We start from the raw sequence: 23,159 nt of genomic DNA on the forward strand, positions 1-23,159 counted from the left end.
TCTTGTCTCTCCCGCGTCTGGCTCAGACCTGGCTGAAGCCGCCGTCCATGAGGAATTCGCTGCAGGTCACGAAGCTCGCGGCTTCGGAGCAGAGGTAGACCACGCCGCCGCCCATTTCGTCGGGGCGGCCGAGCCGGCCGATCGGATGGCTCGCGACCATCGCGTTGTACGAGACCTCGCGCGAAGGCACCGCGCCGAGCTCGACGTAGCGGTCCATGATGCTGTCGAGCATCCCAGTCTCGATCCCGCCCGGATGCACGGAATTGCAGCGGATGTTGTAGCCAAGTGCGCCGAACTCGGCGCCCATGCACTTCGACAACATCTTCACCGCCGCCTTGCTCGTGCAATAGGCCGCGTTGAACGCCGCACCGCGCAGGCCGCCGACGCTCGAGAAGTTGACGATCGAGGCCCCGCCCTTGCGCGCCTTGCCGCCCTCCTTGAGCAGCGGCAGCAGGATCTGCGTGCCGATGATGATGCTGTCGACGTTGATCGCGTTGACCCGGTGCCATTCGGCCAACCGCGTGTCCTCGATCTTGCCGACGATCGAGATCGCCGCGAGGTTCACCAGCGCGTCGAGCCGGCCATAGGTCTCGCGTACCAGCGCCTCGACCGCCTGCCAGTCGCCCTCGCTGGTCACATCGTGGCGCAGATAGTGGTCGGCGCCGGGAATGTCTGCGCTGTCGGCGATGTCGGTGGCGATCACCGTCGCACCCGCATCCTTCATCTGCTGCACGACCGCGCGGCCGATGCCGCCGGCGGCGCCGGTGACGACCGCAACTACGTTTTCGAGCCCGATCATTGTGCCGTCCATCCTCCGTCCATGACCAGTTCGGCGCCGGTCATGTAGGCGCTGTCCTCGCTGGCGAGGAAGAACACGCCCGCGGCGAGTTCGGCAGGATCGGCGAGGCGCCCGAGCGGCGTCTGCGCGGCGACCGCGTCGACCAGGTCCTGCGGCTTCTCGGCCGCGCCCTTGTCGACCCAGCGCTGGAAACCTTCCTGGAGCAGCGGCGTCACGACGAAGCCGGGGTGCAGCGAATTGGCGCGGATCGGCATCGCCTTCTTGGCAAACTCGACCGCGATCGACTTGGTGAACAGCCGCACCGCGCCCTTGCTGGCGTTGTAGGCCGAAGTGTCGGTGTAGCCGACCAGCCCCATGATCGAGCTGACGTTGATGATCGAGGCGCCGCCGCGGAATTCCTTCCCGTGTTCGGCGAGCAGGGGCACGAAGGTCTTCACCCCGAGGAACACGCCGTCGACGTTGATGTCCATGATCCGCCGCCAGCCTTCCATCGTCAGGCTCTCGACCGGGCCGGTCAGGTCGATGCCGGCGTTGTTGACCAGGATATGGAGCTTGCCGTGACGGCTTTGCACGGCGTCGCGCGCGCGCTGCCAGTCTTCCTCTTTGGTGACATTGGCCTGGACGTAGCTCGCCGCCTGGCCCAGCCGGCCGCGCACTTCGCTGGCGAGCGCGCTGTCGGGCGCGTCGAGATCGGACAGCACGACCTCGGCGCCTTCGGCGAGGAAGCGCTCGACACAGGCAAGGCCGATGCCGCGCAAACCACCCGAAACGAAAGCGACCTTCCCGGTCAGCCGCTGAGACCCAAGATCCGTCATACACCCATCATCCCTGCCGTGGTTGCCCCGTCGATCACGTATTCGCTGCCCGAAACGAAGCGCGCCTCGTCCGAGGCCAGCCAGGCGACGAGCCCGGCGATCTCGTCGACCCCGCCCATGCGGCCGAGCGGCGACATGCCCTCGTAGGCCGCGCGGGCGGCAGCGGGATCGGGCGCGTTCTCGATCTGCCCGCGGATGATCCCCGTCTCGACCACGCCGGGCAGCACCGCGTTGACGCGGATCTTGTAGCCGCGGTTGCCGCAGTGGACCGCGGCCGACTTGACCAGCGCCACGACCGCCGCCTTCGACACCGAATAGGCGACGAAATTGCCCATGGCCCGGTGCGCGTTCATCGACGAGTTGATGATGATCGAGCCCGTGGCGCCGTCGGGATTGCGCGCCATCGCGCGGATCGCGTGTTGGACGGTCAGCATCGCGCCGGTCTGGTTGACCGCGATCACGTTGTCCCAGCCCTCGATGCCGATGTCCTCGACGCTGGCGTCGCCGTGCTCGGTCCCGGCATTGGCGAAAGCGATGTCGAGCCGGCCGTGCTCGGCCAGGATCGCCTCGATCAGCCCCGGCCAGGCCGCGGCATCCTGCACGCGGTGCGCACGGAACGTCGCGCCGGTCGCCGCGCAGAGCGCCTCGGCGGCCGCGGCGTTCGAGCCGGTGAAAACCACCTTCGCGCCCTCGGCCGTCAGCCGTTCGACCGTGCCGGCGCCGATACCCGACGTGCCGCCCGTAACGAGCGCGACCTTGCCATCCAGCCGTTTCGTCACGGCGTTCTCCCATTTGTTCGTCGAGCCGGTGTGACCGATTCCGCGCCGGCTGCCACCTATGCTTTCGACAAGGTGACGCCCGCTTGCCGGAGCGTCAAAACCGTCGGAGAACCATAAGCGGGAAAAGAGGAGTCGAACCATGGCCGAGCGCGATCCGGGGCTTAACGACGACAAGAACCGGGGGATCAGCTGGACCGATCTGATGGCGATCGATTCGCGTCCGGCGCCCAGTTCGCTGACCGAGGAGAGCTACGAATATCTCGGCTCCGAGCCGCTGCCGGTCAGCCGCTACATCAGCGAAGATTTCGCCAGGGCCGAACGCGAAAAGATGTGGCCCCACGTCTGGCAGTTCGCCGCGCGCGAAGAAGACATTCCCGAGGCCGGCGACTACACCGTGTTCGAGAACGCCGGTCGCTCGTGGCTGATCACCCGGCAGGAGGACCTTTCAGTCCGCGCCTTCCACAACGTCTGCCTCCACCGCGGCCGCAAACTGCGCGCCGAGGACGGCAACGCCGACAATTTCACCTGTCCGTTCCACGGCTTTTCTTGGAACACCGACGGCTCGTTCCGCCAGATGCCCTGCTCGTGGGACTTCCAGCACCTGAGCCAGGAGAAGCTCCAGTTGCCCGAGGCGGAGGTCGAGTCCTGGGGCGGCTACATCTTCCTGCGCGAGGAAAAGGGCGGTCCCAGCCTCGCCGAATTCCTCGCCCCCCTGCCCGAGCATTTCACCCGCTGGCGGCACGAGGAGTGCACGACGGTGATCTGGGTGGCCAAGGAAGTCGCGGCCAACTGGAAGGTCACCGCCGAAGCCTTCATGGAAGCTTGGCACACGGTCGTAACCCACCCGCAGCTGCTGCCCTTCACCGGCGACAGCAATGCCGCCTACTGGACCTGGGGCGACAACGTGAACGTCAACCTCGTGCCCTTCGGCATCGTCTCGCCGCACCTCGGCGATACCGGCCAGCCCGAGCAGTGGATCGTCGACCAGTTCGTCAAGTTCAACGGGCGCTCGGCCGACAATTACGAGACCGCCGAGGCAGATCCCTTCGCGGTCCAGGTGCCCGAGGGCAAGACCGCGCGCGAGGCGCTCGGCGATGCCATGCGCGCGGGCTATACAGCGCAGACCGGCTACGACCACGACAGCGCGACCGACGCCGAACTGCTCGACGCGCTGGTCTACAACGTCTTCCCCAACTTCTCGCCCTGGGGCGGCTTCATGCCCAACGTCGTCTACCGCTGGCGGCCGGGGAAGACCCCCGACACTTGTCTGATGGAAGTCCGCATCCTCGCGCGCGGCAAGAAGGGCGAGCCGCTGCCCAAGGGCGTGCCCATGAACCTGCTGCGCAACGACCAACTCTGGACCGACGCGCCCGAGCTCGGCGTGCTGGGCTCGGTGTTCGAGCAGGACATGGCCAACCTGCCCTTCGTGCAGGAAGGCCTCCACGCCTCGAAGACCGGCGAGATCCAGCTCGGCGACTATCAGGAGGTCCGCATCCGCCAGTTCCACCAGACGCTCGACAAGTACCTGTCGGGCGAACTCGGAGCCAAGGCGTGAGCGAGGCCCATCCCCCCCGGATCGACTGCGTCCTGATCTGCGGCGGGGTCTGGCACGACATGGACTTCGCGCGGCTCGAGCTGCTCAAGCTCCTCGCCGAGGACCAGCGCGTGCGCACGCGCGTGTTCGAGGACTACGAGAATGTCGAAGCCCTCGCCCAGGCCGACATCATCATCACCTATACCTGCGACGTCACCCCCTCGATGGCGGCGCAGGAGGTGCTGCGCGACTGGCTGGCCAAGGGCGGGCGCTGGTACGCGCTGCACGGTACCAATTCGGTGCTGCGCCTGCTCGAAAGCGGCCTGTGGGACGCGCCGCGCTGGGCGCCGCTGTTCATGGACCTGCTCGGCAGCCAGTTTCTCTCGCATCCCCCGATCGCACCCTACACGGTGACGGTCGCCGACCCCGGCCATCCCCTCGTGGCCGGGGTCGAACCCTTCGAGACCACCGACGAGCTCTATCACGTCGAGCGCCACGGCGATCTCCACGTCCTGCTCGAAACCGAGTGCACCGAACCAGGCACCGGCTTCGTCGAGGCCGAGGACGCGCCGGGCACCCAGCCGGTCTGCTACATCAAGCGACACGGCGCGGGCGCGGTGCTCTACCTGACGCTCGGCCACTGCCGCGGGCACTACGATCTCCAGCCGATGGCCGACTGGTGGCCCACGGTCGACCGCTGCGCCTGGGACCTGCCGGTGTTCTACGACCTGCTGCGCCGGGGTATCGGCTGGCTCAAGGAGCGCGAGGCGGCGGAGGCCGAGGGCTGACCCCGCCGACATGGGAGAACGGGGCGATGAGGGCGTATTTTAATCGCCCAACCAATTGGCTGTGATCTCGCCCCTATGCCCCCCGGGTGCCAGCGTGGCGCGCAGGGCTTCGAGCAGAGGCGGCAGCGCCTGCGTGAAGGCGTAGGGCGGGTTGACGATATAAAGGCCCGCGCCGTTGTAGATGCCGGGCTGATCGATATCGTACAACCAGTGCTCCACCGACAGCAATTTCGGAATGCCGAGCTTGCGCAACTGGTGCTTCCACTGCGCATGCGTGGGCCGCTCTTTCAGCGGATACCAGATCACCGTCACGCCATGCGCCCATTTGCGGCAAGCCGCGGCGAGGGTGGCGGTGATACGGGCGCGTTCGTCCGGCTGCTCATACGGCGGGTCGACCACCACCACGCCGCGCGCGGTGCGGGGCGGCACCATCGCCAGCCAAAGCTCGTAGGCGTCGCGCTCATGCACGGCAGCGGATGTGTCGCGCATCGCGCTGCGCAAGGCATAGACGTCCTCGGGATGTTTTTCGTTCAGAACCAGGAAATCCTGCGGGCGCAGAAGCTGGGCCAGAACCTGCGGCGAGCCAGGGTAGAGGTGCAGTTCGGCTCCGACATTCACCGCCTGTACGGCAGCGCGGTAGTCGTTCAGCAAGGGGTTCGGGTCGGCAAAGGCCCGCATCACGCCCTGCGTGGCCTCGCCGGTGCGTTGGGCCTCATCGCCGTTAAGGTCGTACAGCCCGCGGCCGGCATGGGTGTCGATCAGGGTCAGCGCGCTCTGTTTTTGCTGCAAGGCGCGCACGAGGGCGATCAGCAGGCTGTGCTTGACGACATCGGCGCTATTGCCGGCATGGAAGGAGTGGCGATAATTCATTGTGATTCAAGATCCTGCCGATTTGCCTTGTACGCGCAGCTGGGCGCGGAAGCCGAGCGCGATGCGATTGAACTAACCAATCGGGTGCTCGTATAAAGTCTGGCGGAAACCTTCAAAGCACTTCTGCGCGAGGCCTCGAGCCCGCGTTAGCGATCGTCACGAGAGGCGGAGGCGCAAGGCTCCGGGGCGGCGCGGGAATGTTCGATCATCGCGGAGCCGGACGCGACTGGCATTAGCGCCTAGCGCCCGTTCGCCTGATGTCGGCAGGACGTCCATATCACACCGAAAATCAGAACGGACGCTTCTACTTCCGCGTCTGCCTGTGTCCTCCAAGACGACAGGCAATCCGAAATTCGCTCTAAAACCGGCTTGACCGGACCCTACGACAAGGCCGCGAAACCGCTCTCCTACACGCCATCGGCCTCACACGATGCCGCGGCGCTACGCCTTCATCGGCACGCCGGCTCTTTGACAGGTAAAGCGATCCGCAAGGGTGTCGCCCGTCCCTGCAAATCGTTACTTACAAAAGAATTCCTGGCCCTACCTTGGGTGACAGGGGGTGACTTGTGTCACCCTAGCCCCCCGCCGCCGCGAACCGGTCGAGCGCCGCATCGGGCCCGTCGGGCCAGCGCGACAGGACGAGCAGGCGCTTGTGGCCGTGGCCGATCGAAAGTTCGTCGGTGACGCCCATGCCGCCGTGGAACTGGATCATGTCGTGGCCCAACGCGACCGAGACTTCGGACACGAAGGCCCGCACGCCGAGCACAGCGCTGGCGAAGGCGGGCTGCCCCCAGGACACCATCGCCAGGTTCAGCAGGCCGCGCGCCTGTTCGGTCGCGGCATAGTGCGCGACCATGCGGTGCTGGAGCGCCTGGAACGAGGCGAGCCGCGCGCCGAACTGCTCGCGCGTTCGCAGGTATTCGAGCGTCTCGGCGAGCAGGCTTTCCATGATGCCGAGGGCTTCGGCCGCACGGGCAAGGCTCGCAAGCTCCTCGGCCGCCGCAATCTCGGCGAGCCCGCCGGCCAGGCGCCGAGCCTCGACACCGTCGAAACGCAGCGAGGCCGCGACCAAGCCATCGGCCATGCGCCAGGGCTGGATCGTCAGGCCCGAGGCATCGGTGGCCACGAAGAACAGGCCGGCACCCTCGCGATCGTCGGGCGCCCCTGACAGCCGTGCCGATACGACGAAACCGTCGACCCCACCCGCGGCAGGCACATAGGCCTTTGCGCCATGGAGCGTGCCGTCGGCGGCGAGCCGCGTCTCGATCCAGCCGCTGGCGTCGCGTCCGCCGGCCTCGACATGGGCGAGCGCGATCCGGCGGCGCCCCGAGAGCAGGTCAGGCAGCCAGGCTTCGCGCAGCGGTTCGGGCGCGGTGGCGGCGAAGAGCCGGCCGGCCAGGAGAATGTTCTCGATCAGAGGCTCGACCACGAGGCCGCGGCCAAGCGCCTCGAACAGGGTTGCGATGCCCGTGGCGTCGAGATCGAGCCCGCCCGCCTCGGCATCGAACAGCGCGGCGATCAGGCCGAGATCGCCGAGCAGCGACCAGTTGCGCGCGGAAAATCCATCGGGTTCGGCGAGAAAGCGGCGGCGGCTCTCGATGTCGTAATGATCGACGACGAAACGCTCGGCCAGCGCCTTCACCATTTCCTCGTCTTCGCTGAGATCGAAATTCACCCATCCGCTCCCTGGTTGTCGGGACGGATGTATCATCATCGGCGCGCCGGCCCCGCTGAGCAAAAGGTTAGGGTCGCAGGTCCGAATTCGTCGTTCTCCGCAGCGGTTTCCCGTGTACAACGCGCAGGCGGGGAGAAGAGAAATGTCGTTGCTGTCGCAGGCCAACATCGATGCGGTCCGGGTCTCGGGCACCGAGGATATCCGGCGCGCGGCCGAGGCGCTGCATGAGATTGCGATGTCCTGCGGCATGCGCGCAGCTCCCGCCCACGACATCGCCGACAAGCGCACGCCCGTCGATGCCGAAGGCAACCTGCTCGCGCGCGACGTGTTCGGCTGGAACGACGACGACCGCGTCTGGTGGCGCAATTCGCGGATCGCGCTCGATTCGCCGCTGACCACGGCCTGCCGCTTCGAAAGCCAGCCGTTCTGGGTCAATGCCGAGGGTTTCCGCACGCGCCAGCCCAACGCCTATCTCGATGCGATCGACCTCACCAATTTCGAGCAGCGCGCGCTGACCTGGGCGGCGATCGGCGTGCCCGTGCACCTGCCCTTCGGCCAGATCGGTGCGGTCAGCTTCAACCCGCTCGAACGCGACAAGACCGACCTTGCCGAGGATTTCCTCGCGCTCGGCGACGCGTTGGGGCTCTATGCGCGCACCTTCATCTCGACCTACGTCCAGGTCATGGGCTCGGCTCAGGCGCTGCCGGCCGCATCGCGGCTGTCGAAGCGCGAGGTCGAGTGCCTGCGCTGGGCGGCGATCGGCAAGACCGACCTAGAGATCTCGATGATCATCTCGCGCAGCCGCGCGACGGTGCGCTTCCACATCCACAACGCCGCGACCAAGCTCAACGCGGTCAACCGCAGCCAGACCGTGTTCAAGGCCGCACAGCTCGGCTACATCTCGCTGAACAACTCGCGCTAGGGCCCGGAGCGGCCACCTCTACGACCAATGTCCAATTGCGGCGAAGCGCCGCAGTCCCTACCGGCGTCTCCTCGCCGAGGAGCCCGTTCATGCCATTGCCGCGCGCAAAGCACAGCCGGTTGCAAAGACCCGCGCACCCGGACGTTTCGGCGTCGATCTATCAGGTGATGGACCTGGCCCGGTCGCTGGTCGCGACCGCAGCGGGGGTTCCTTTGCACAAGGTGCACATCCGGATCACCCGGACCGATTGAGGCCTTTCAGCCCCGACGCTCTTCCAGCATCAGCCCGGCGCCACGCAAGCCCACGGCCATGGCCGGCGCATTGGTATTGCCGGTGACGTGCCCCGGCATCACCGAACAGTCGGCGACGCGCAGCCCCTCGACGCCGTTCACCCTCAGCCGCGGATCGACCACGGCTTCGGCGTCGCCGCCCATGCGACACGAGCGGATCGCGTGGAGCCCGCAGGACGACAGCTTGCGGAAGGCGGCGAGCAGGTCCTCGTCGCTCTCGACACCCGGCCCCGGCACCATCTCGGCCCCGACCATCTGCCCGAGCGGCGGCGCGGCCATATAGGCGCGCATATATCGCATCAGTGCGACGGCCGATTTCCGGTCGTGTTCGGTCGAGAGCCAGTTCGGCAGGATTTCGGGCGCGTCGGTGCTCCGGGCGCCGGTGATCCGCAACGAACCCTCGCTGGTGAGCCGCAACAACTGGCCGTAGATCGTCACGCCGGGGCGCGGATCGATCTTGTCGAGCGGGACCGGATCGTTGTCATCCCCGACCTTGAACGTATAGCCGCCCAGATAGAGCTGGGTGTCAGTGCGCCCGTCGGGATGCGCGACGTTGCAGAAGGCGCCGACCTCGAAAGGCCCGGTTGCCATGATACCGTCGTGGCGCAGCAGATAGCGTGCCATCGCCAGTGCCGCACCGATCCCGAAGAAGCTCGTGTTGGTGCCTTTGCCCTGCTCGAGCCGATAGGGCATCGACAGCGACAGGTGCTCGATCATCCGCTCGCCGACATCGGGCGAATGGGCGACGACCTCGACGCCGGCAGCCTTGAGCCGATCGCCATGCCCCACGCCCGAGCGTTGGAGCAGCAGCGGGCTTTCCATCGCGCCGCCCGAGACCACGATCTCGCCCGAGCAGTCGAACCGTCGCGGCTGGCCGTTGACCACGGCCTCGACCGCGACAGCCCGACGGCCTGCGAAGACGATGCGCTCGGCCAGCGCACCGGTGACGACTTGGACATTGGCCCGCTTGCGCGCGGCGGCGAGATAGGTGCGCGCGGCAGACTCGCGCTTGCCCTTGCGGATGTTGTGGCTGAACAGGCCCACCCGCGGCCCGGTGCTGCCGTTGAGGTCGTCTACATGGGTCATGCCCAGCGCTTCGCCCGCCTCGATCATGCGATCGGCCAGCGGATAGGAGTAGATCGCCGGGTCGACGTGGACGAGGCCGCCGACCCCGCGCATCAGGCCGGGGCCGGCGGCGTGGTCCTCGAGCGCGAGAAAGGCCGCGGTCATGGTGTCGCCGTTCCAACCGGTGGCGCCGGATTCGCGTTCCCAGGCGTCATAGTCCTCGGGCTCGCCACGGCTCCAGATCATGCCGTTGATCGACGAGGAACCACCGAGTCCTTTGCCGCGGATCCAGACCTCGCCGAGCGGGCCGCCAGGCTCACGCGGCTGGCTGACCGGATAGGTCCACATGTGCTCGGGCTTCTGGACGAGCTTGGCGACGCCCTTGGGCAGGGTCACCCAGAACGAAACGTTCTCGCCCCCAGCTTCGAGCACGAGCACGCGCGACCGGCCGTCGGCGCTCAGACGCTCGGCCATGACGCAGCCGGCCGAGCCCGCGCCGACGATGATGTAGTCCCAATTTTCGGCCATGTTCCGTCTCCCGAGGCATGACCTCGCATGGACTGGCACAAAGGCTACCCTAGCGTTTTGATGAGTCGGAAAGGCGCACCTGCCGGGCCTACACATTACCCATCCGGACCAAATAGCACCGGGGTGGGAGAACGATGCGCGCTATCGCCGAAGGCCTGTTTACCGACGAGACGCCCCCGCGGCTGATCGGCGGGCGCAACCGCGAGACGGGCCGGATCGTCTTCCCCTGCCCCGAGGGCCACGACTACGAACCCCACCCGCTGCGCCGCGAGGGCACGCTGTGGTCCTTCACGATCCAGCGCTATCGCCCCAAGTCGCCGCCATACGCCGGGCCCGAGGCCTTCACCCCTTGGGCTATCGCCTATGTCGAGCTGGCCGGCGAGACGATCGTCGAGGCACGCCTGGCGAACGTCGCGCTCGACGAGATCCGCATCGGCATGCCGCTCGAACTGACGCAGATCGTGCTCGATCCCGCGGCGGCCGAGCCGGTGCTGACCCACGCATTCCAGCCGATCGGAGCAGCAGCATGAGCGACGTCTGCATCGTCGGCGTGGGCATCCACCCCTTCGGCCGCACCGACGGCGTTTCGGGCATCGAGCAGGGCGTCTTCGCCGTGCGCCAGGCGCTGGGCGATGCCGGCATCGACTGGCCGGCGATCCAGTTCGCCTATGGCGGCTCGGACGCGGCGGGCAATCCCGATACGATGGTCGAGCGGCTGGGCCTGACCGGCATCCAGTTCATCAACGTCAAGAACGGCTGTGCCGCGGGCGGATCGTCGCTCGCCTCGGCCTCGATGGCGATCCAGTCGGGCCAGTTCGACCTCGGCCTCGCGGTCGGCTTCGACAAGCACCCGCGCGGCGCCTTCAACGCGCTGCCCAGCGAATATGGCCTGCCCGACTGGTACGGCGAAGCCGGCTACATGATCACCACGCAGTTCTTCGCCGCGAAGATCACCCGCTACATGCACGAGCACGGCATTTTACAGACCACGCTCGGCCGCGTCGCCGAGAAGGCCTTCCGCAACGCCGTCCACGCCCCGCACGCCTGGCGGCGCGAGCCGGTCGACCTGCAGACCATCCTCGACGCGCCCTTGGTCAGCGATCCCTATACCAAGTTCATGTTCTGCTCGCCCGCCGAGGGCGGGGTCGCGCTGATCCTCGCCAGCGAGAAGAAAGCGCGCGAGTTGGGCAAGCCGCTGATCCGCCTCAAGGCCGCAGCGATGCGCACGCGTCCGCCGGGCTCGTTCGAGGTTTTCGCGCCGTCGATCGACGTGACGCGCGGCGGTTCGGCCACCAACATCGCCTCGGCCGACGCCTTCCGCCTGGCCGGGATCGGCCCCGAGGACATCGCGGTCGCGCAGCTCCAGGACACCGAGGCCGGCGCCGAGATCATGCACCTGGCCGAAAACGGCTTCTGCCGCGACGGCGAGCAGGAACAGTGGCTGGCCGAGGGCCGCACCGAGATCGGCGGCGCGCTGCCGGTCAACACCGACGGCGGATGCCTCGCCTGCGGCGAACCCATCGGCGCCTCGGGCCTGCGCCAGGTCTACGAGAACGTCGTGCAGCTGCGCGGCGACGGGGCTGGCCGGCAGGTGCCGGGCGATCCCAAGACCGCCTACAGCCACGTCTATGGCGCCCCCGGCGTATCCGCCGTCACGATCCTGGAACGCTGATGGATATCGACCTTCCTCCCGAAGATGCCGCCTTCCGCGACGAGGTGCGCGCCTTCCTGGCCGCGCACCTGCCCGAAGCGATCCGCGCCGGTGCAGCCGCCTCGCCAACCGTCTTCGTCGAGCCCGAGATCGGCCAGGCCTGGAACGCCGTGCTCAACGCCAAGGGCTGGCTCGGCTATCAGTGGCCCGAAGCGCACGGCGGCACCGGCTGGTCGCCGCTGCGGCGCTACATCTTCGAGAAGGAATGCGCGCTCGCGGGCGCGCCGAACCTGACCGTGCTCGGGCTCAAACTGGTCGCACCGGTGATCTGGACCTTCGGCACCGAGGCGCAGAAGGCCTTCTACCTGCCGCGCATCCTCAGCGGCGAAGACTACTGGTGCCAGGGCTTCTCCGAGCCCGGCAGCGGTTCGGACCTCGCCTCGCTGCAGTGCCGCGCCGTCTTGAACGGCGATCACTACGTGCTCAACGGCTCGAAGATGTGGACCACCCACGCGCACCACGCCAACCGCATGTTCTGCCTGGTGCGCACCGATCCCGGCGCGAAGAAGCAGGCGGGCATCTCGTTCCTGCTCGTCGACATGAACCAGCCGGGCATCTCGGTGCGCCCGATCCTGACCGTCGCGGGCGACCACGAGGTCAACCAGGTGTTTCTCGAAGACGTGGTCGTGCCCGCGCGGGATCTGGTCGGCGACGAAGGCCAGGGTTGGGCGATCGCCAAGTTCCTGCTCGAGAACGAGCGCGGCGGATCGTGCCACGCGCCCAAGTTGATCTACGATCTCGACCAGCTCCTGCAGGCGGCCAAGGGCGAGAGCGACGGCCGTGGCGGCACGATGGCGCAGGAGACGCACTGGCAGCGCCGCGCGGCGCGCGCGCGGCTCGGCGTCCAGGCGCTCGAGATGATCGAGCTCAAGATCATTTCCGAGCTGGCGCAGGGCCGCAAGCCGGGGCCGCAGACCTCGCTGGCCAAGCTGCTCGCCTCGAACCTGCGGCAGGAGATCGACCTGCTCGCGGTCGACCTCTACGGCCCGGCCGGGCTGCAGCTCGAATGGACGCGCCCGCTCTATGGCGACAACGCGCCCGCGCCCGTGCATTCGCGCGATGCGCAAATGGCCGCGCCGCGCTATCTCAACAGCCGCGCCTGGACGATCTTCGGCGGAACCAACGAAGTCCAGGCCAACATCATCGCGCGGTCCGTGCTCGGGCTGGGCGGCTGATGCAAAACAGAATGATCGGGAGCCTGAAATGCAATTGAGCCGCGAGGCGCTGCTGCGCGCCTACCGCCAGATGAAGGTGATCCGCGAATTCGAGGAGCGCCTGCACACCGAAATCCAGACCGGTGAGATCGCCGGCTTCACCCACCTCTATTGCGGCCAGGAAGCCGTGGCGGTGGGCGTCTGCGAGCATCTCGACAATGCTGACAAGATCGTCTCGACCCACCGCGGCCACGGCCATTGCCTGGCCAAGGGCTGCGATCTCGACGGCATGATGAAGGAGATCTGGGGCAGCCGCGAAGGCCTGTGCAAGGGCAAGGGCGGCTCGATGCACATCGCCGACGTCGACCAGGGCATGCTCGGCGCCAACGGCATCGTCGGCGGCGGTGCGCCGATCGCGGTGGGTGCGGCGCTGGCGGCCAAGCTCGATGGCCAGGGCAAGGTCTCGATCGCCTTCTCGGGCGACGGCGCCTGCAACCAGGGCACCACCTTCGAGGCAATGAACATGGCTGTGGTCACCCAGGCCCCGGCGATCTTCGTCTTCGAGAACAACCACTATTCGGAGCACACCGGCGTCGAATATGCGGTGGGCACCCAGAAGGACATCGCCAGTCGCGCCGAAGCCTTCGGCATGAAGGTCTGGCGCGCCGACGGCACCGACTTCTTTGCGGTCCACGCCACGATGCGCGAGGTTCTCGACTTCGTCCGCAACGGCGGCGGCCCGGCCGCGGTCGAGTTCGATACCGAGCGCTTCTTCGGCCACTTCGAGGGCGATCCGCAGCGCTATCGCGGCCCCGGCGAGGTCGACCGGCTGCGCGCCACGCGCGACTGCCTGACCAAGTTCCGCGAGAGCGTGACCGCAGCCAAGCTCCTCGAGGGCGGCGATCTCGACGCGATCGACGCCGAGGTGATGGATGCGATCGAAGCCGCAGTCCAGGCCGCCCGCGCCGCGCCGCGCCCGACCGCCGACGACGTCCTCGCCGACGTCTACATCGCGTACTGAGGACGTAGCATGACCAAGATGATGTACCGCGATGCCGTCGTCTCGACGATCGCCGAGGAAATGGAACGCGATCCCAATGTCGTCGTGCTCGGCGAGGACGTCGTCGGCGGCATGGGCACGGCCGGCGGCCCCGAGGCGATCGGCGGGATCTGGTCGACCTCGACCGGGCTCTACGGCAAGTTCGGCAAGGACCGCGTGATCGACACGCCGATCTCCGAAAGCGCTATCATCGGCGCCGCCTCGGGCCTCGCGCTCGCGGGCAAGCGGCCGATCGCCGAGCTGATGTTCGCCGACTTCATCGGCGTCTCGCTCGACCAGATCTGGAACCAGATGGGCAAGTTCCGCTACATGTTCGGCGGCAAGACCAAGTGCCCGGCGGTGATCCGCATGGCCTATGGCGCGGGCTACAACGCCGCCGCCCAGCACAGCCAGTCGGTCCACCAGATCCTCACCGGCATGCCGGGCCTCAAGATCGTCATGCCCTCGACCCCGGCCGACGTGAAGGGCCTGCTGCGCCAGGCGATCCGCGACGACGATCCGGTGATCTTCCTCGAGCACAAGGCGCTCTATGGCGTCACCGGCGAAGTGCCCGACGATCCCGACTTCGTCATCCCCTTCGGCCACGCGCGCCTCTCCCGCGCGGGCGAGGACGTGACGATCGTCTCGTCCGGCCTGCTGCTCGGTTTCTGCGAGCAGGTCGCCGACAAGCTCGCCGCCGAAGGGATCGGCTGCGACGTGATCGACCTGCGCAGCACCAGCCCGCTCGACGAGGAAGCGATCATCGATTCGGTCGAAGTCACCGGCCGCCTCGTCGTGGTCGACGAGGCGCCGCCGCGCTGCAGCCTCGCGACCGACATCTGCGCGCTCGTCGCTAACAAGGCCTTCGCCAGCCTCAAGGCGCCGCCGCAGGCGGTGACCCCGCCGCACACGCCCGTCCCCTTCGCGCGCGAGCTCGAAAGCGCCTACCTGCCCTCGGCGGACAAGATCGAGGCCGCGGTGCGCAAGCTCCTGGCCTGGCGCTGAGGGAGGATAGGGCCATGGCCGACATCCGCCCCTTCTGCATGCCCAAGTGGGGCATCGAGATGACCGAAGGCGTGCTCGCCGAATGGCAGGTCGCGCAAGGCGATGCCTTCAAGCGCGGCCAGACCTTGTGCCTGATCGAGACCGCCAAGATCACCAACGAGGTCGAGGCCGAATACGACGCGGTCGTGCGCCGCGTGCTGGTGCCGGCCGGCGGCGAGGCGCAGCCCGTCGGCGCGCTGCTCGCGGTCTTCGCCGAGGCCGGCGCGAGCGAGGACGAGATCGACGCTTTCGTCGCGAACTTCCGCCCCGCCGACACTGCGGTCGCGGCCAAGGCCGGTGCGCCTACGTCCACACCTTCGCCCTCGCCGGCTCCAGCGCACGCCGAGCCCGCGAAGATCGTCACCAACCGCCCGATCAGCCCCGAAGCGCTCAAGCTCGCCGAGCTCGAAGGCGCAGACCTTGCGACGATCGAGGGTTCGGGCCGCGACGGCCGCATTACCTATCAGGACGTCCAGCAGGCCTTGCGCCCCGAAGCGCGGCCTGCGCTGCGCGGCACCGCCCTGTTGCCTGACGAAGCCCCCCGTGGAAGCGCCGTTTTCGCTTCCCCCCTCGCCCGTCGGCTCGCCGCCCTGCATGGCGTCGATCTGGCGGGCGTAAGGGGCACCGGCGCGCGCGGCCGCATCTCCAAGGGCGACGTGCTGGCGCTGATCCCAGCCCCCGCAGCGGTGAATGCTGCGGCGCCCTTCGTGCCCGTCGACAACCGCCCGCAGGTCGTGCCCTTCGACGGCGTCCGCAAGGTCGTCGCGCGGCGGCTGACCGAGGCCAAGCAGCAGATCCCGCACTTCTACCTGCGTGTCTCGGCCGCGGCCGATGCGCTGGTGGCGCTGCGCAAGACCGCCAATCTCGTGCTCGGCGCCAAGGCCTCGATCAACGACTACCTGGTCAAGGCTTCGGCCCTGGCGCTGGTCCGCCACCCCGAGGTCAACGTCCAGGTCCACGGCGAGGCGATCCACCGCTTCCCGCACGCCGACATCGCTATCGCCGTCGCCAGCCCCAAGGGTCTGGTCACGCCGATCGTCCGCCAGGCCGACCGGCTGCGGATCGACCAGCTCGCCACCGAAACGCGGCGGCTGATCGACAAGGCCCAGGCCGGACGCCTGTCGATGGAGGACATGGACGGCGGCACCTTCTCGATCTCGAACCTGGGCATGATGGGGGTCGAAGAGTTCGACGCGATTATCAATCCGCCGCAGGCCGCGATCCTCGCTGTCGGCGCTGTGACGCGGCAGCCGGTCGAGCTGCCCGGTGGTGACCTCGCCTTCGAGAGCCGCATCGCGCTGACCCTCTCGGTCGACCACCGCGCGATCGACGGCGCCGCCGGCGCGCAGTTCCTCGCGACGCTCAAAGGTCTGATCGAAGATCCCGAACAGCTCTTCGCCTAAAAAGGAAACGCCATAATGACCGCACGCAGCCCAGGAACTCGGGGCCCATTGAAGGCGCTCGGCGAGATCATCCAGATCGCCTACCTGCCCTCCGATTTCGACGCGACGCTGAAATACTGGACCGAGGTGGTCGGCGTTGGCCCGTTCTTCCTGCTGGAGAACGTCCAGCTCGGCGAGATGAAGTACCGCGGCCAGCCCAGCGACGCGGTGTTCTCGATCGCCATCGGCTATTGGGGCGACATCCAGATCGAGCTGATCCGCGCCGAGAACGACGCGCCGTCGATCTACTCGGGCGAATATGCGGTGAAGGACCAGATGCACCACGTCTGCGTGTTCGTGAAGTCGATCGCCGAGGCGCGCGCTGCCTGCGCCGCGGTGGGCGCCGAAATCCTGGTCGAGGGCAAGGTCGGCGACACCGGCGAAGTGATCTACGTCGATGCCGGCGGCGGACCGGGCCACGTCATCGAGCTGCTCCAGCCGATGGAAGGCTCCGAGGGCCTGTTCCAGATGATGAAGGACGCCGCCAGGGACTGGGACGGCAGCGAACCTCTGCGCCGCGTCGGCTAACCGACGGTATTACCGATCACAGTATTACTTCATACAACTCCATAGTTGTTGCCGAACCATTACATCATGCATGTCGTCGCCGTGCTCTGACTTTCTGACGAAAACGTCCTCACGCGAGGGCAATAAAGTCTAAAAAGTGGCTGATTTCTGCGGTGCAGCATGAATTAGCGCTTGTTGGTGCAGTGCACTCTCACTAAGCACGGGCCGAGCGCAATCGAGAACGCTTGACAGGCAGGTCGAGTCAAAATCCGACTATAAGCCTGACGCAAATCCGAAAAAACAAGATCTCATCAAGAACACATAACTCGCAGGAGAGTAGTATGAAGTACCTCGGCGCCGCCATCGCGGCTGCTACCCTGCTCGCGTCCTCGGCCGTCATGGCCGATGCCCCCAAGGCGCGTGAGCCCGTTTCGATCAACGTCTCGTCCGCGGACCTCGACCTGACCTCGCCCGATGGCGTAGCCAAGCTGCAGGGCCGGATCGACAAGGCGATCGCCGCCGCCTGCAACCCCGGTGACCGGGTGGGCGCGGACCTTTCGCCCGACTACAAGTGCCGTCGCGAAATGGCGTCCAACGTGCAGCCTACGATGCAGCAGATCGCCGCCCGGGCCACGCAGAGCCGCTTCGGTTCCAACACGGGACTGTGACCCCGCGCTGATCCGGCGCGCCATCGGCTGGATGGCACGCCCCACGGATCGCTCGAACGACGCCGGAGCGCTCGCGCGCTTCGGCGTTTTCGTTTGTGTGTAGCGCGTGCGCGAGCGCTGTTTTGCTACTTCGCGGCGGACCTGATGTAGGCGATCACGTTCTGGCGATCGACCGGATTGGCCAGCCCGGGGAAGACCATGCGATTGCCCGGAATATTGCGCGCCGGCGCAGCCAGATAGGCGTCGAGCGCCGCCTCATTCCAGACTCGACCCGATGCCATCATCGCTGGCGAATAACGGAAGCCCGCGACGGCGCCGGCGCGACGACCGACCACACGATTGAGATTGGGGCCGAGCCCTGACGTGTTGCTGGCATCGATCTTGTGGCACGCCATGCAGCGCGCGAAGATCGTCTTGCCCTTGACCGGATCTCCCGCCGGTCCCGCTGCCAGCGAAACCGTGGCGCAACCGGCCGCTACGAGCATGCTGAAAGCCCCGGCAATTCGCATCTTCATCTTCACTGACCACTCGTCCTTCGTTGTTAAACTCGTGCGCCTTCAACCAGCGCCGCCCGCCGGCGCAACCACAGGATCGTATCGGTCGCAATCGGCGGCGCGTGCCGCATCGATGGCGCAATTTCTTCAGTCGCGGTAGTCTCCGATCATCTATGGCGTGCAGTTGCTGCTTCGCCGTACCCTCGCTTGTTCGGCGGTACCTTTCAGGCCCCTTTCTCCCGGGGTGGTCTCGTCAGTTCGCAGAGCGTCAGGGCGCCTTTGCGGCGATCGCCTCGATTTCGACGTACATCGTCGGGCGGCCCAGCGCGGCGATCTGGATGGTCGAGCGTGTGGGCTTGTTGGGCTGTTCGGGCGTGCCGAAGAAGGTCTTGAACACGTCGTTCATCGCCGCCGAGTCCATCTTGCCACCGGGCGTCGGCGCTACGAGGAACACGGTCATCTTCACCACGTCGCCCATCGACATGCCCATGCCCTCGAGCGTGGCCTTCATCTTGGTGAGGATCGAAAGCGTCTGCGCGCGCGTGTCGCCGAGTTCCTCGGGCTTGGCCGGATCGGGCGGCGACGGCGTGGTACCCGAGATGTAGACCGTCTTCATGCCGTCGGGCACGGTTGCCGTGCTGGCGATGACGCCCGTCGGCTGGCCCGTACGCTCGACCACGAGCGGAGCCTTGGCAGGGGCGGCTTCGGCCACACCGGCCGTCAGCGCGCAGGCGGCGGCGAGGCCAACGGCAAGGCTCTTGGAATTTCGCATGATCTTCTCCCGGAGACTAAGATGAAGCACCGGGCAGGCGCGGGCTGCGCGCCTGCCCGGCCCTGGTCAGAAATCGAGCGTGAGGCGCGCGTAGTAGTAGCCGCCGTTGGTGCCGTAGGGTCCGTGGGTATAGGGCGCGTTGATCGTGCCCGAGCCGTTGACGTAAGGCGAACGGCCCGCGAGCAACCAGCCTGCCGTCGATGCATTGTAATCGGCCACCAGCGCCGGAATCTCGGGCTTCTTGTCGAACAGGTTGTTCGCGCCGACCGCGATGTTGAGGAACTCGGTCAGATCGTAGCCAAGCTCGAGGTCGACGATGACCGCAGGCTTGATGACGCCTTCGTAGTAGCCCGGCGTGCCGTCGCCGGTAACCGGCCGCACCGTGGTCGAAAATCCGTTGGGCTGAACCAGCGCCACGGTCTTGCTGTAATAGGTCGCGCGCGCGTTGGCCGAGAAGCCGCCGCTGGTGAAAAGCGCACCGAGCACGGTCTTGAAGTCGGGGCTCGACCGCTCGATGATCGCTTCGGACTGCAGGTTGAACAGCGCGCCCAGGCGGCTGTTGGTGACCTTGGTCTTGTTGTAGTTGGCGCCGAGCGACAGGTCGAGCTTGCCGAAGCTCGTCTCGACCGGATAGCGCGCCGACAGTTCGAGACCCCAGGTCTCGGTGTCGATGCCGTTGGTGAAGGTCTGGATCGACAGCGAGCCCGACTGGAGCACCGTGGGATCGAGCGCCTTGCCGCTGGCCCGGATCGCGTTCTGCACGAGTTCGTAGGCGGTGACGCCGTTGATGATGTTCGTGCGGCGGATGCCCGGTGTCGGGAACGGCTGCGAATCCTGGCCGGTGATCGAGCCCGAGGACACGATGCGGTCCTTGATCCGGATGAAGTAGCCGTCGAGCGTCAGGACGAAGCGCGGGATCGGCCGGAAGACCATGCCGCCCGACAGGTTGAACGATTTTTCCGGCTTGAGCGCACCGAACCCGGCGGCGGCCGAGCCGGGCGAACTCGGCGCGAGTTGGATCGTCGCGCTGGTCGGACCGACGTTGGTCGCGGAATAGCCCGATTCCTGGAGCGACGGAGCGCGGAAGCCCGTGCTGACCGTGCCGCGCAGCGCGAAGGCGTCGCTGAAGTCGTAACGCGTGGTGAACTTGCCGATCGCGGTGTTGCCGAAGTCGGAATAGTCCTCGAAGCGGCCGGCGATATCGACGGTCCATTCGGGCACGGGCTTGAAGATCACGTTGCCGTAGACGGCCACGGCTTCGCGCTTAAGGCTGCCGGCGTCGCTGAGCGCGTAGCCCGGGAAGGACTGGCCGCCCTCGAAATAGCGCGAGGCGTCGTCGCCCGCGCCGATGGTGTAGGTCTCCCGCCGATATTCGCCGCCCACCGCGAAGGTCAGCGGATCGGAGAAGCCGACGTCGAATTCGCGGCGGACGTCGAGCTGGCCGACAAACTGGGTAAACTTGAAGTCGCCATCGTAGAAATCGGACGGCGTGATCGCCCCGGCCTGCCCAGCCGCGATCGCCGCGGCCGAGGTTGCGCTCGCGCCCGGGTTGGCCGCCAGATAGGCGGCGCGGGCGCTGTTGAAGGTGTTGGTGAACATCGAGGCATTGGCCGAATGCGTCGTGAGGATCTTGGCCTTGTCCTCGGCATAGGTGAAGCCGAGATCCCAGTTCCACTCGCTGACCTCGCCACGGAAACCGCCCGTGGCCGAGAACTCGTTCGAGATCACCTCGATCCACGGCACCATGCCGTCGGTGATCGTGCGCTGGAGACAGGTCGCGGGATTGGCCGTGTCGACGCAGACCCGGTTCGGCTGGCGATAGCCCTGGAGCGCCTTGCCGTGGCGGCGCGACACGTCGCCGAAGGCATAGAACTGGACGTCGCCGAAGTCGTAGCCGGCGTTGACGAACATGACGTTGAGCGTCGAGCGCGGCTGGCCGCCGTTGATGCCGGCCGTGCCCTTGCGCGCGTTCAGTGCGTCGTAGATCGGCTTGAACGCGGCCGAGACGTTGGTGACGGTGTTGCCGGTCAGGTTGACCGCCTGGAACTGCCCGTCGCCGATCGTCGTGAAGTCGTTCCAGCGGTGGAACAGGCTGACGTCGACGAAACCCGAGCTGCCGATGGGCAGGCCGAAATTGGTGCTGATCGCGTACTGCAGGCCTTCGCTGTCGTAATACTGACCGACGGTGCCCTTCGCGGTGATGCCCGAATCCTGGCTCTTGAGGATGATGTTGATGACGCCGGCGATGGCGTCCGAGCCATATTGGGCAGCGGCACCGTCTTGAAGGATTTCGATGCGCTGGACGATGTCGGGCGGGATCAGGTCGATCGAGGGTGCGGCCGAGCCGCCGAAGGCACCGTTGATCACCTGGAGGATCGAATTGCCGTGACGGCGCTTGCCGTTGACCATGACCAGCGTGTGGTTCGGGCTGACGCCGCGAAGCCGCGCGGACAGCGAGAAGCTGGCCATGTCGGTACCCTGCGTCTGCGCCGTGAACGAGGGGACGATCTGAGTCAGCGCCTGATTGAGGTTCGGCTGGCCGACCCTTTCGAGTGCTGCTGAACTGAGCAACTGGATCGGCGCCGCCGCATCGGCCGCCTTGGTGCCCACCTCGCGCGTGCCGGTGACGATGATATCATCTGCGCCGGAGGTGGTATCGGAAGTCTGCACTTCCATCGATCCGGACTGGGCATTTGCCGCCTGGCTCACGGCCAGCGCCGTAGAACCCATAAGAACAGCTATGGCAACTTTAGAGATACGCGACATTGGTTGACCCCCATGTTTCGCCGCATCTCTCCCGTCATTTCACAGGTTCGGTCACTCGGGACTTAGCGAGTGGCGACCTGCTTTTCTCTTTTGCTCTCGAGTACGCTTCCCTCCCGAGGTGGCGACTACCCGATTGAGCTTTCAATCCACTCGAAAGCACCGGGCTTGCCCATACGCCGATCTGCGTAGGGTCCATTTCGGAGCGATACCTAGAGTGATGCACCGGGACCCCGCTCGAATCGTGCCATCCGCGGCAGCGAAGCGGGAGCCGCAGGAGTGCGCAGAGGCATGGTCGATCGGCGGGCCGTTCTACGAAATGCGGGATTGACCACGCTTGGCCTGGCAGCGTCCGGCCAGGCGGCCCTGGCCCAGACCCTGTTCTCGCCGCCGCCCGCCCTCATGCCGGTCGCCGCCAGAACCGACCGCATGTTCCGCGTCACCGTCTGCCTGCGCCCCTTCCGCGCGGCAGGTCCGCGGATCGAGATCGAGCCGATCGCGGGCAAGACCGTCCTGCATCACTATGGCCACGGCGGCAGCGGCTGGTCGCTGTCGTGGGGCTCGGCCATGGAGGCCCTGCCGCTGGTGATGCAGACCGGCGCGCGCGAAATCGCGGTGGTCGGTGCCGGTGCGATCGGCATGACCACCGCGATCACGGCGCAGCGCATGGGCCTCAAGGTCACGATCTACGCCAAGGACCGCTTCCCCGACGTGCGCTCGGCGCGCGCGACCGGGACCTGGTCGCCCTATAGCCGCGTGGCGATGGAAAGCGCCGCGACCGAGGCCTTCGCGACGCGCTGGGAGCGCATGACCCGGCGTACGTTCACGGTGCATCAGTCGTTCCTCGGCCTTGCCGGAACGCCGGTCGAATGGGTCGATCAATATGCCCTTTCGGACACCCCGTTCGAGAAGCGGCCGAAGACCGTCATCGCCATGCCCGGCGGCGGCAACGACAGCTTCGTCGACTACAAGGACCGGGTCAGCGACCTCGTGCCGCGGCAGGACGATCTGACCAGCGGCAGCCACCCCTTCCCCGTGTCCTTCGCGCGGCGGACGAGCACGATGCGGTTCAACGTCGCCGACCTGTTCCACCAGCTCGAGAGCGATTTCCTGCTGGCCGGCGGGCGCTTCGTGCCGATGGAATTCAAGGCCCCCGCCGACTTTGCGCGGATCCGCGAGAAGGTGATCGTCAACTGCACCGGCTACGGCGCCCGCGCGCTGATGAAGGACGAGAGCGTCATCCCCGTACGCGGCCAGATCGCCTGGCTGCTGCCGCAGAGCCAGGTCGACTATGGCATCCAGTACGACCACGTCTCGCTGCTGGCGCGGCGCGACGGCATCCTCGTCCAGGCGCTCGGCGCCGACGAAAGCTTCGGCTTCAACGATCCCAACGAAGAGCCCGACCACGCCGCCGCGCGCGCCTCGATCGAGGTCGTCGCACGCGCCTTCCGGCCGAGGCCCGCCGCCGCGGCGCTCTGACCCAGACCGCGCCCCAGATCA

The 23,159-nt window shown here is 67.0% G+C and carries 22 protein-coding genes; 13 read left to right on the forward strand and 9 right to left on the reverse strand.

From position 1 onward, the window contains the following. Window positions 1–22: 22 nt before the first annotated feature. The 3 genes from WG901_RS07265 to WG901_RS07275 are packed head-to-tail and all read right to left on the reverse strand — an operon-like array spanning window position 23 to window position 2,393. Window positions 23–799 (reverse strand): SDR family oxidoreductase, encoded by a 777-nt coding sequence (locus WG901_RS07265; RefSeq protein WP_339586338.1) that lies wholly within the window; start codon window positions 797–799, stop codon window positions 23–25. Beyond that, window positions 796–1,614, reverse strand: coding sequence for an SDR family oxidoreductase (locus tag WG901_RS07270; protein WP_339586339.1), 819 nt, complete (start codon window positions 1,612–1,614; stop codon window positions 796–798). The genes WG901_RS07265 and WG901_RS07270 overlap by 4 nt, the downstream gene beginning before the upstream one ends. Next, window positions 1,611–2,393 (reverse strand): SDR family NAD(P)-dependent oxidoreductase, encoded by a 783-nt coding sequence (locus tag WG901_RS07275; RefSeq protein ID WP_339586340.1) that lies wholly within the window; start codon window positions 2,391–2,393, stop codon window positions 1,611–1,613. Before WG901_RS07275 ends, WG901_RS07270 begins: the two co-directional genes overlap by 4 nt. Before the next feature lie 139 nt (window positions 2,394–2,532). Here WG901_RS07275 and WG901_RS07280 point away from each other — a divergent pair, with 139 nt between their 5' ends. Together WG901_RS07280 and WG901_RS07285 are read left to right on the forward strand one after the other, a co-directional pair. Then, window positions 2,533–3,948: an aromatic ring-hydroxylating oxygenase subunit alpha gene (locus tag WG901_RS07280; RefSeq protein WP_339586341.1), complete on the forward strand. Its 1,416-nt coding sequence runs from the start codon at window positions 2,533–2,535 to the stop codon at window positions 3,946–3,948. Beyond that, window positions 3,945–4,715 carry a ThuA domain-containing protein gene (locus WG901_RS07285; RefSeq protein WP_339586342.1) on the forward strand — a complete coding sequence of 257 codons (771 nt, stop codon included), beginning with the start codon at window positions 3,945–3,947 and terminating at the stop codon, window positions 4,713–4,715. The genes WG901_RS07280 and WG901_RS07285 overlap by 4 nt, the downstream gene beginning before the upstream one ends. Window positions 4,716–4,754: 39 nt before the next feature. Here WG901_RS07285 and WG901_RS07290 read toward each other — a convergent pair whose 3' ends face one another. Then, window positions 4,755–5,585, reverse strand: a complete 831-nt coding sequence (locus WG901_RS07290) for a 23S rRNA (adenine(2030)-N(6))-methyltransferase RlmJ (protein ID WP_339586343.1) — start codon at window positions 5,583–5,585, stop codon at window positions 4,755–4,757. Between the two features lie 574 nt (window positions 5,586–6,159). Continuing rightward, entirely contained in the window at window positions 6,160–7,260 is a 1,101-nt protein-coding gene (locus WG901_RS07295) for an acyl-CoA dehydrogenase family protein (RefSeq protein WP_339586344.1), read from the reverse strand. Between the two features lie 142 nt (window positions 7,261–7,402). Between WG901_RS07295 and WG901_RS07300 the strand changes: the two genes are divergently transcribed. Next, complete coding sequence (locus tag WG901_RS07300) at window positions 7,403–8,182, forward strand: helix-turn-helix transcriptional regulator (RefSeq protein WP_339586345.1); 780 nt, start codon at window positions 7,403–7,405, stop codon at window positions 8,180–8,182. Between the two features lie 89 nt (window positions 8,183–8,271). Continuing rightward, window positions 8,272–8,433: a hypothetical protein gene (locus WG901_RS07305; RefSeq protein ID WP_339586346.1), complete on the forward strand. Its 162-nt coding sequence runs from the start codon at window positions 8,272–8,274 to the stop codon at window positions 8,431–8,433. A gap of 6 nt (window positions 8,434–8,439) precedes the next feature. Here WG901_RS07305 and WG901_RS07310 read toward each other — a convergent pair whose 3' ends face one another. Further along, complete coding sequence (locus WG901_RS07310) at window positions 8,440–10,065, reverse strand: GMC family oxidoreductase (protein ID WP_339586347.1); 1,626 nt, start codon at window positions 10,063–10,065, stop codon at window positions 8,440–8,442. A gap of 134 nt (window positions 10,066–10,199) precedes the next feature. On the opposite strand from WG901_RS07310, the gene WG901_RS07315 reads away from it, so the two are divergent. From WG901_RS07315 to WG901_RS07350, 8 genes are all read left to right on the forward strand, one after another. Continuing rightward, window positions 10,200–10,595 (forward strand): Zn-ribbon domain-containing OB-fold protein, encoded by a 396-nt coding sequence (locus WG901_RS07315; RefSeq protein WP_339586348.1) that lies wholly within the window; start codon window positions 10,200–10,202, stop codon window positions 10,593–10,595. After that, complete coding sequence (locus WG901_RS07320; protein ID WP_339586349.1) at window positions 10,592–11,737, forward strand: thiolase family protein; 1,146 nt, start codon at window positions 10,592–10,594, stop codon at window positions 11,735–11,737. The genes WG901_RS07315 and WG901_RS07320 overlap by 4 nt, the downstream gene beginning before the upstream one ends. Beyond that, complete coding sequence (locus WG901_RS07325) at window positions 11,737–12,951, forward strand: acyl-CoA dehydrogenase family protein (RefSeq protein ID WP_339586350.1); 1,215 nt, start codon at window positions 11,737–11,739, stop codon at window positions 12,949–12,951. Before WG901_RS07320 ends, WG901_RS07325 begins: the two co-directional genes overlap by 1 nt. A 28-nt stretch (window positions 12,952–12,979) precedes the next feature. Continuing rightward, window positions 12,980–13,951 (forward strand): thiamine pyrophosphate-dependent dehydrogenase E1 component subunit alpha, encoded by a 972-nt coding sequence (locus WG901_RS07330; protein ID WP_339586351.1) that lies wholly within the window; start codon window positions 12,980–12,982, stop codon window positions 13,949–13,951. A gap of 9 nt (window positions 13,952–13,960) precedes the next feature. After that, entirely contained in the window at window positions 13,961–14,974 is a 1,014-nt protein-coding gene (locus tag WG901_RS07335; protein WP_339586352.1) for an alpha-ketoacid dehydrogenase subunit beta, read from the forward strand. Window positions 14,975–14,988: 14 nt separating this feature from the next. Then, entirely contained in the window at window positions 14,989–16,416 is a 1,428-nt protein-coding gene (locus tag WG901_RS07340) for a 2-oxo acid dehydrogenase subunit E2 (RefSeq protein WP_339586353.1), read from the forward strand. Window positions 16,417–16,431: 15 nt separating this feature from the next. Beyond that, window positions 16,432–16,983 (forward strand): VOC family protein, encoded by a 552-nt coding sequence (locus WG901_RS07345; protein WP_339586354.1) that lies wholly within the window; start codon window positions 16,432–16,434, stop codon window positions 16,981–16,983. A gap of 320 nt (window positions 16,984–17,303) precedes the next feature. Next, complete coding sequence (locus WG901_RS07350) at window positions 17,304–17,630, forward strand: UrcA family protein (RefSeq protein WP_339586355.1); 327 nt, start codon at window positions 17,304–17,306, stop codon at window positions 17,628–17,630. 125 nt (window positions 17,631–17,755) lie between these two features. Here WG901_RS07350 and WG901_RS07355 read toward each other — a convergent pair whose 3' ends face one another. The 3 genes from WG901_RS07355 to WG901_RS07365 all read right to left on the reverse strand — a co-directional run bounded on the left by WG901_RS07355 (window position 17,756) and on the right by WG901_RS07365 (window position 21,626). Beyond that, on the reverse strand, window positions 17,756–18,115 hold the full coding sequence (locus tag WG901_RS07355; RefSeq protein WP_339586356.1) for a c-type cytochrome: 360 nt from the start codon (window positions 18,113–18,115) through the stop codon (window positions 17,756–17,758). Window positions 18,116–18,392: 277 nt separating this feature from the next. Next, the gene (locus tag WG901_RS07360; protein WP_339586357.1) at window positions 18,393–18,896 is read right to left on the reverse strand and encodes a Rid family hydrolase; all 504 of its coding nucleotides are present in this window, start codon (window positions 18,894–18,896) and stop codon (window positions 18,393–18,395) included. A gap of 66 nt (window positions 18,897–18,962) precedes the next feature. Further along, window positions 18,963–21,626 (reverse strand): TonB-dependent receptor plug domain-containing protein, encoded by a 2,664-nt coding sequence (locus WG901_RS07365; protein WP_339586358.1) that lies wholly within the window; start codon window positions 21,624–21,626, stop codon window positions 18,963–18,965. 360 nt (window positions 21,627–21,986) lie between these two features. On the opposite strand from WG901_RS07365, the gene WG901_RS07370 reads away from it, so the two are divergent. Continuing rightward, a complete protein-coding gene (locus WG901_RS07370) occupies window positions 21,987–23,138 on the forward strand; it encodes an FAD-dependent oxidoreductase (RefSeq protein ID WP_339586359.1) in 1,152 nt (383 codons plus the stop codon). The last annotated feature ends 21 nt before the right edge of the window (window positions 23,139–23,159 follow it).

Source organism: Novosphingobium anseongense (assembly GCF_037482895.1).
GTDB lineage: Bacteria > Pseudomonadota > Alphaproteobacteria > Sphingomonadales > Sphingomonadaceae > Novosphingobium > Novosphingobium anseongense.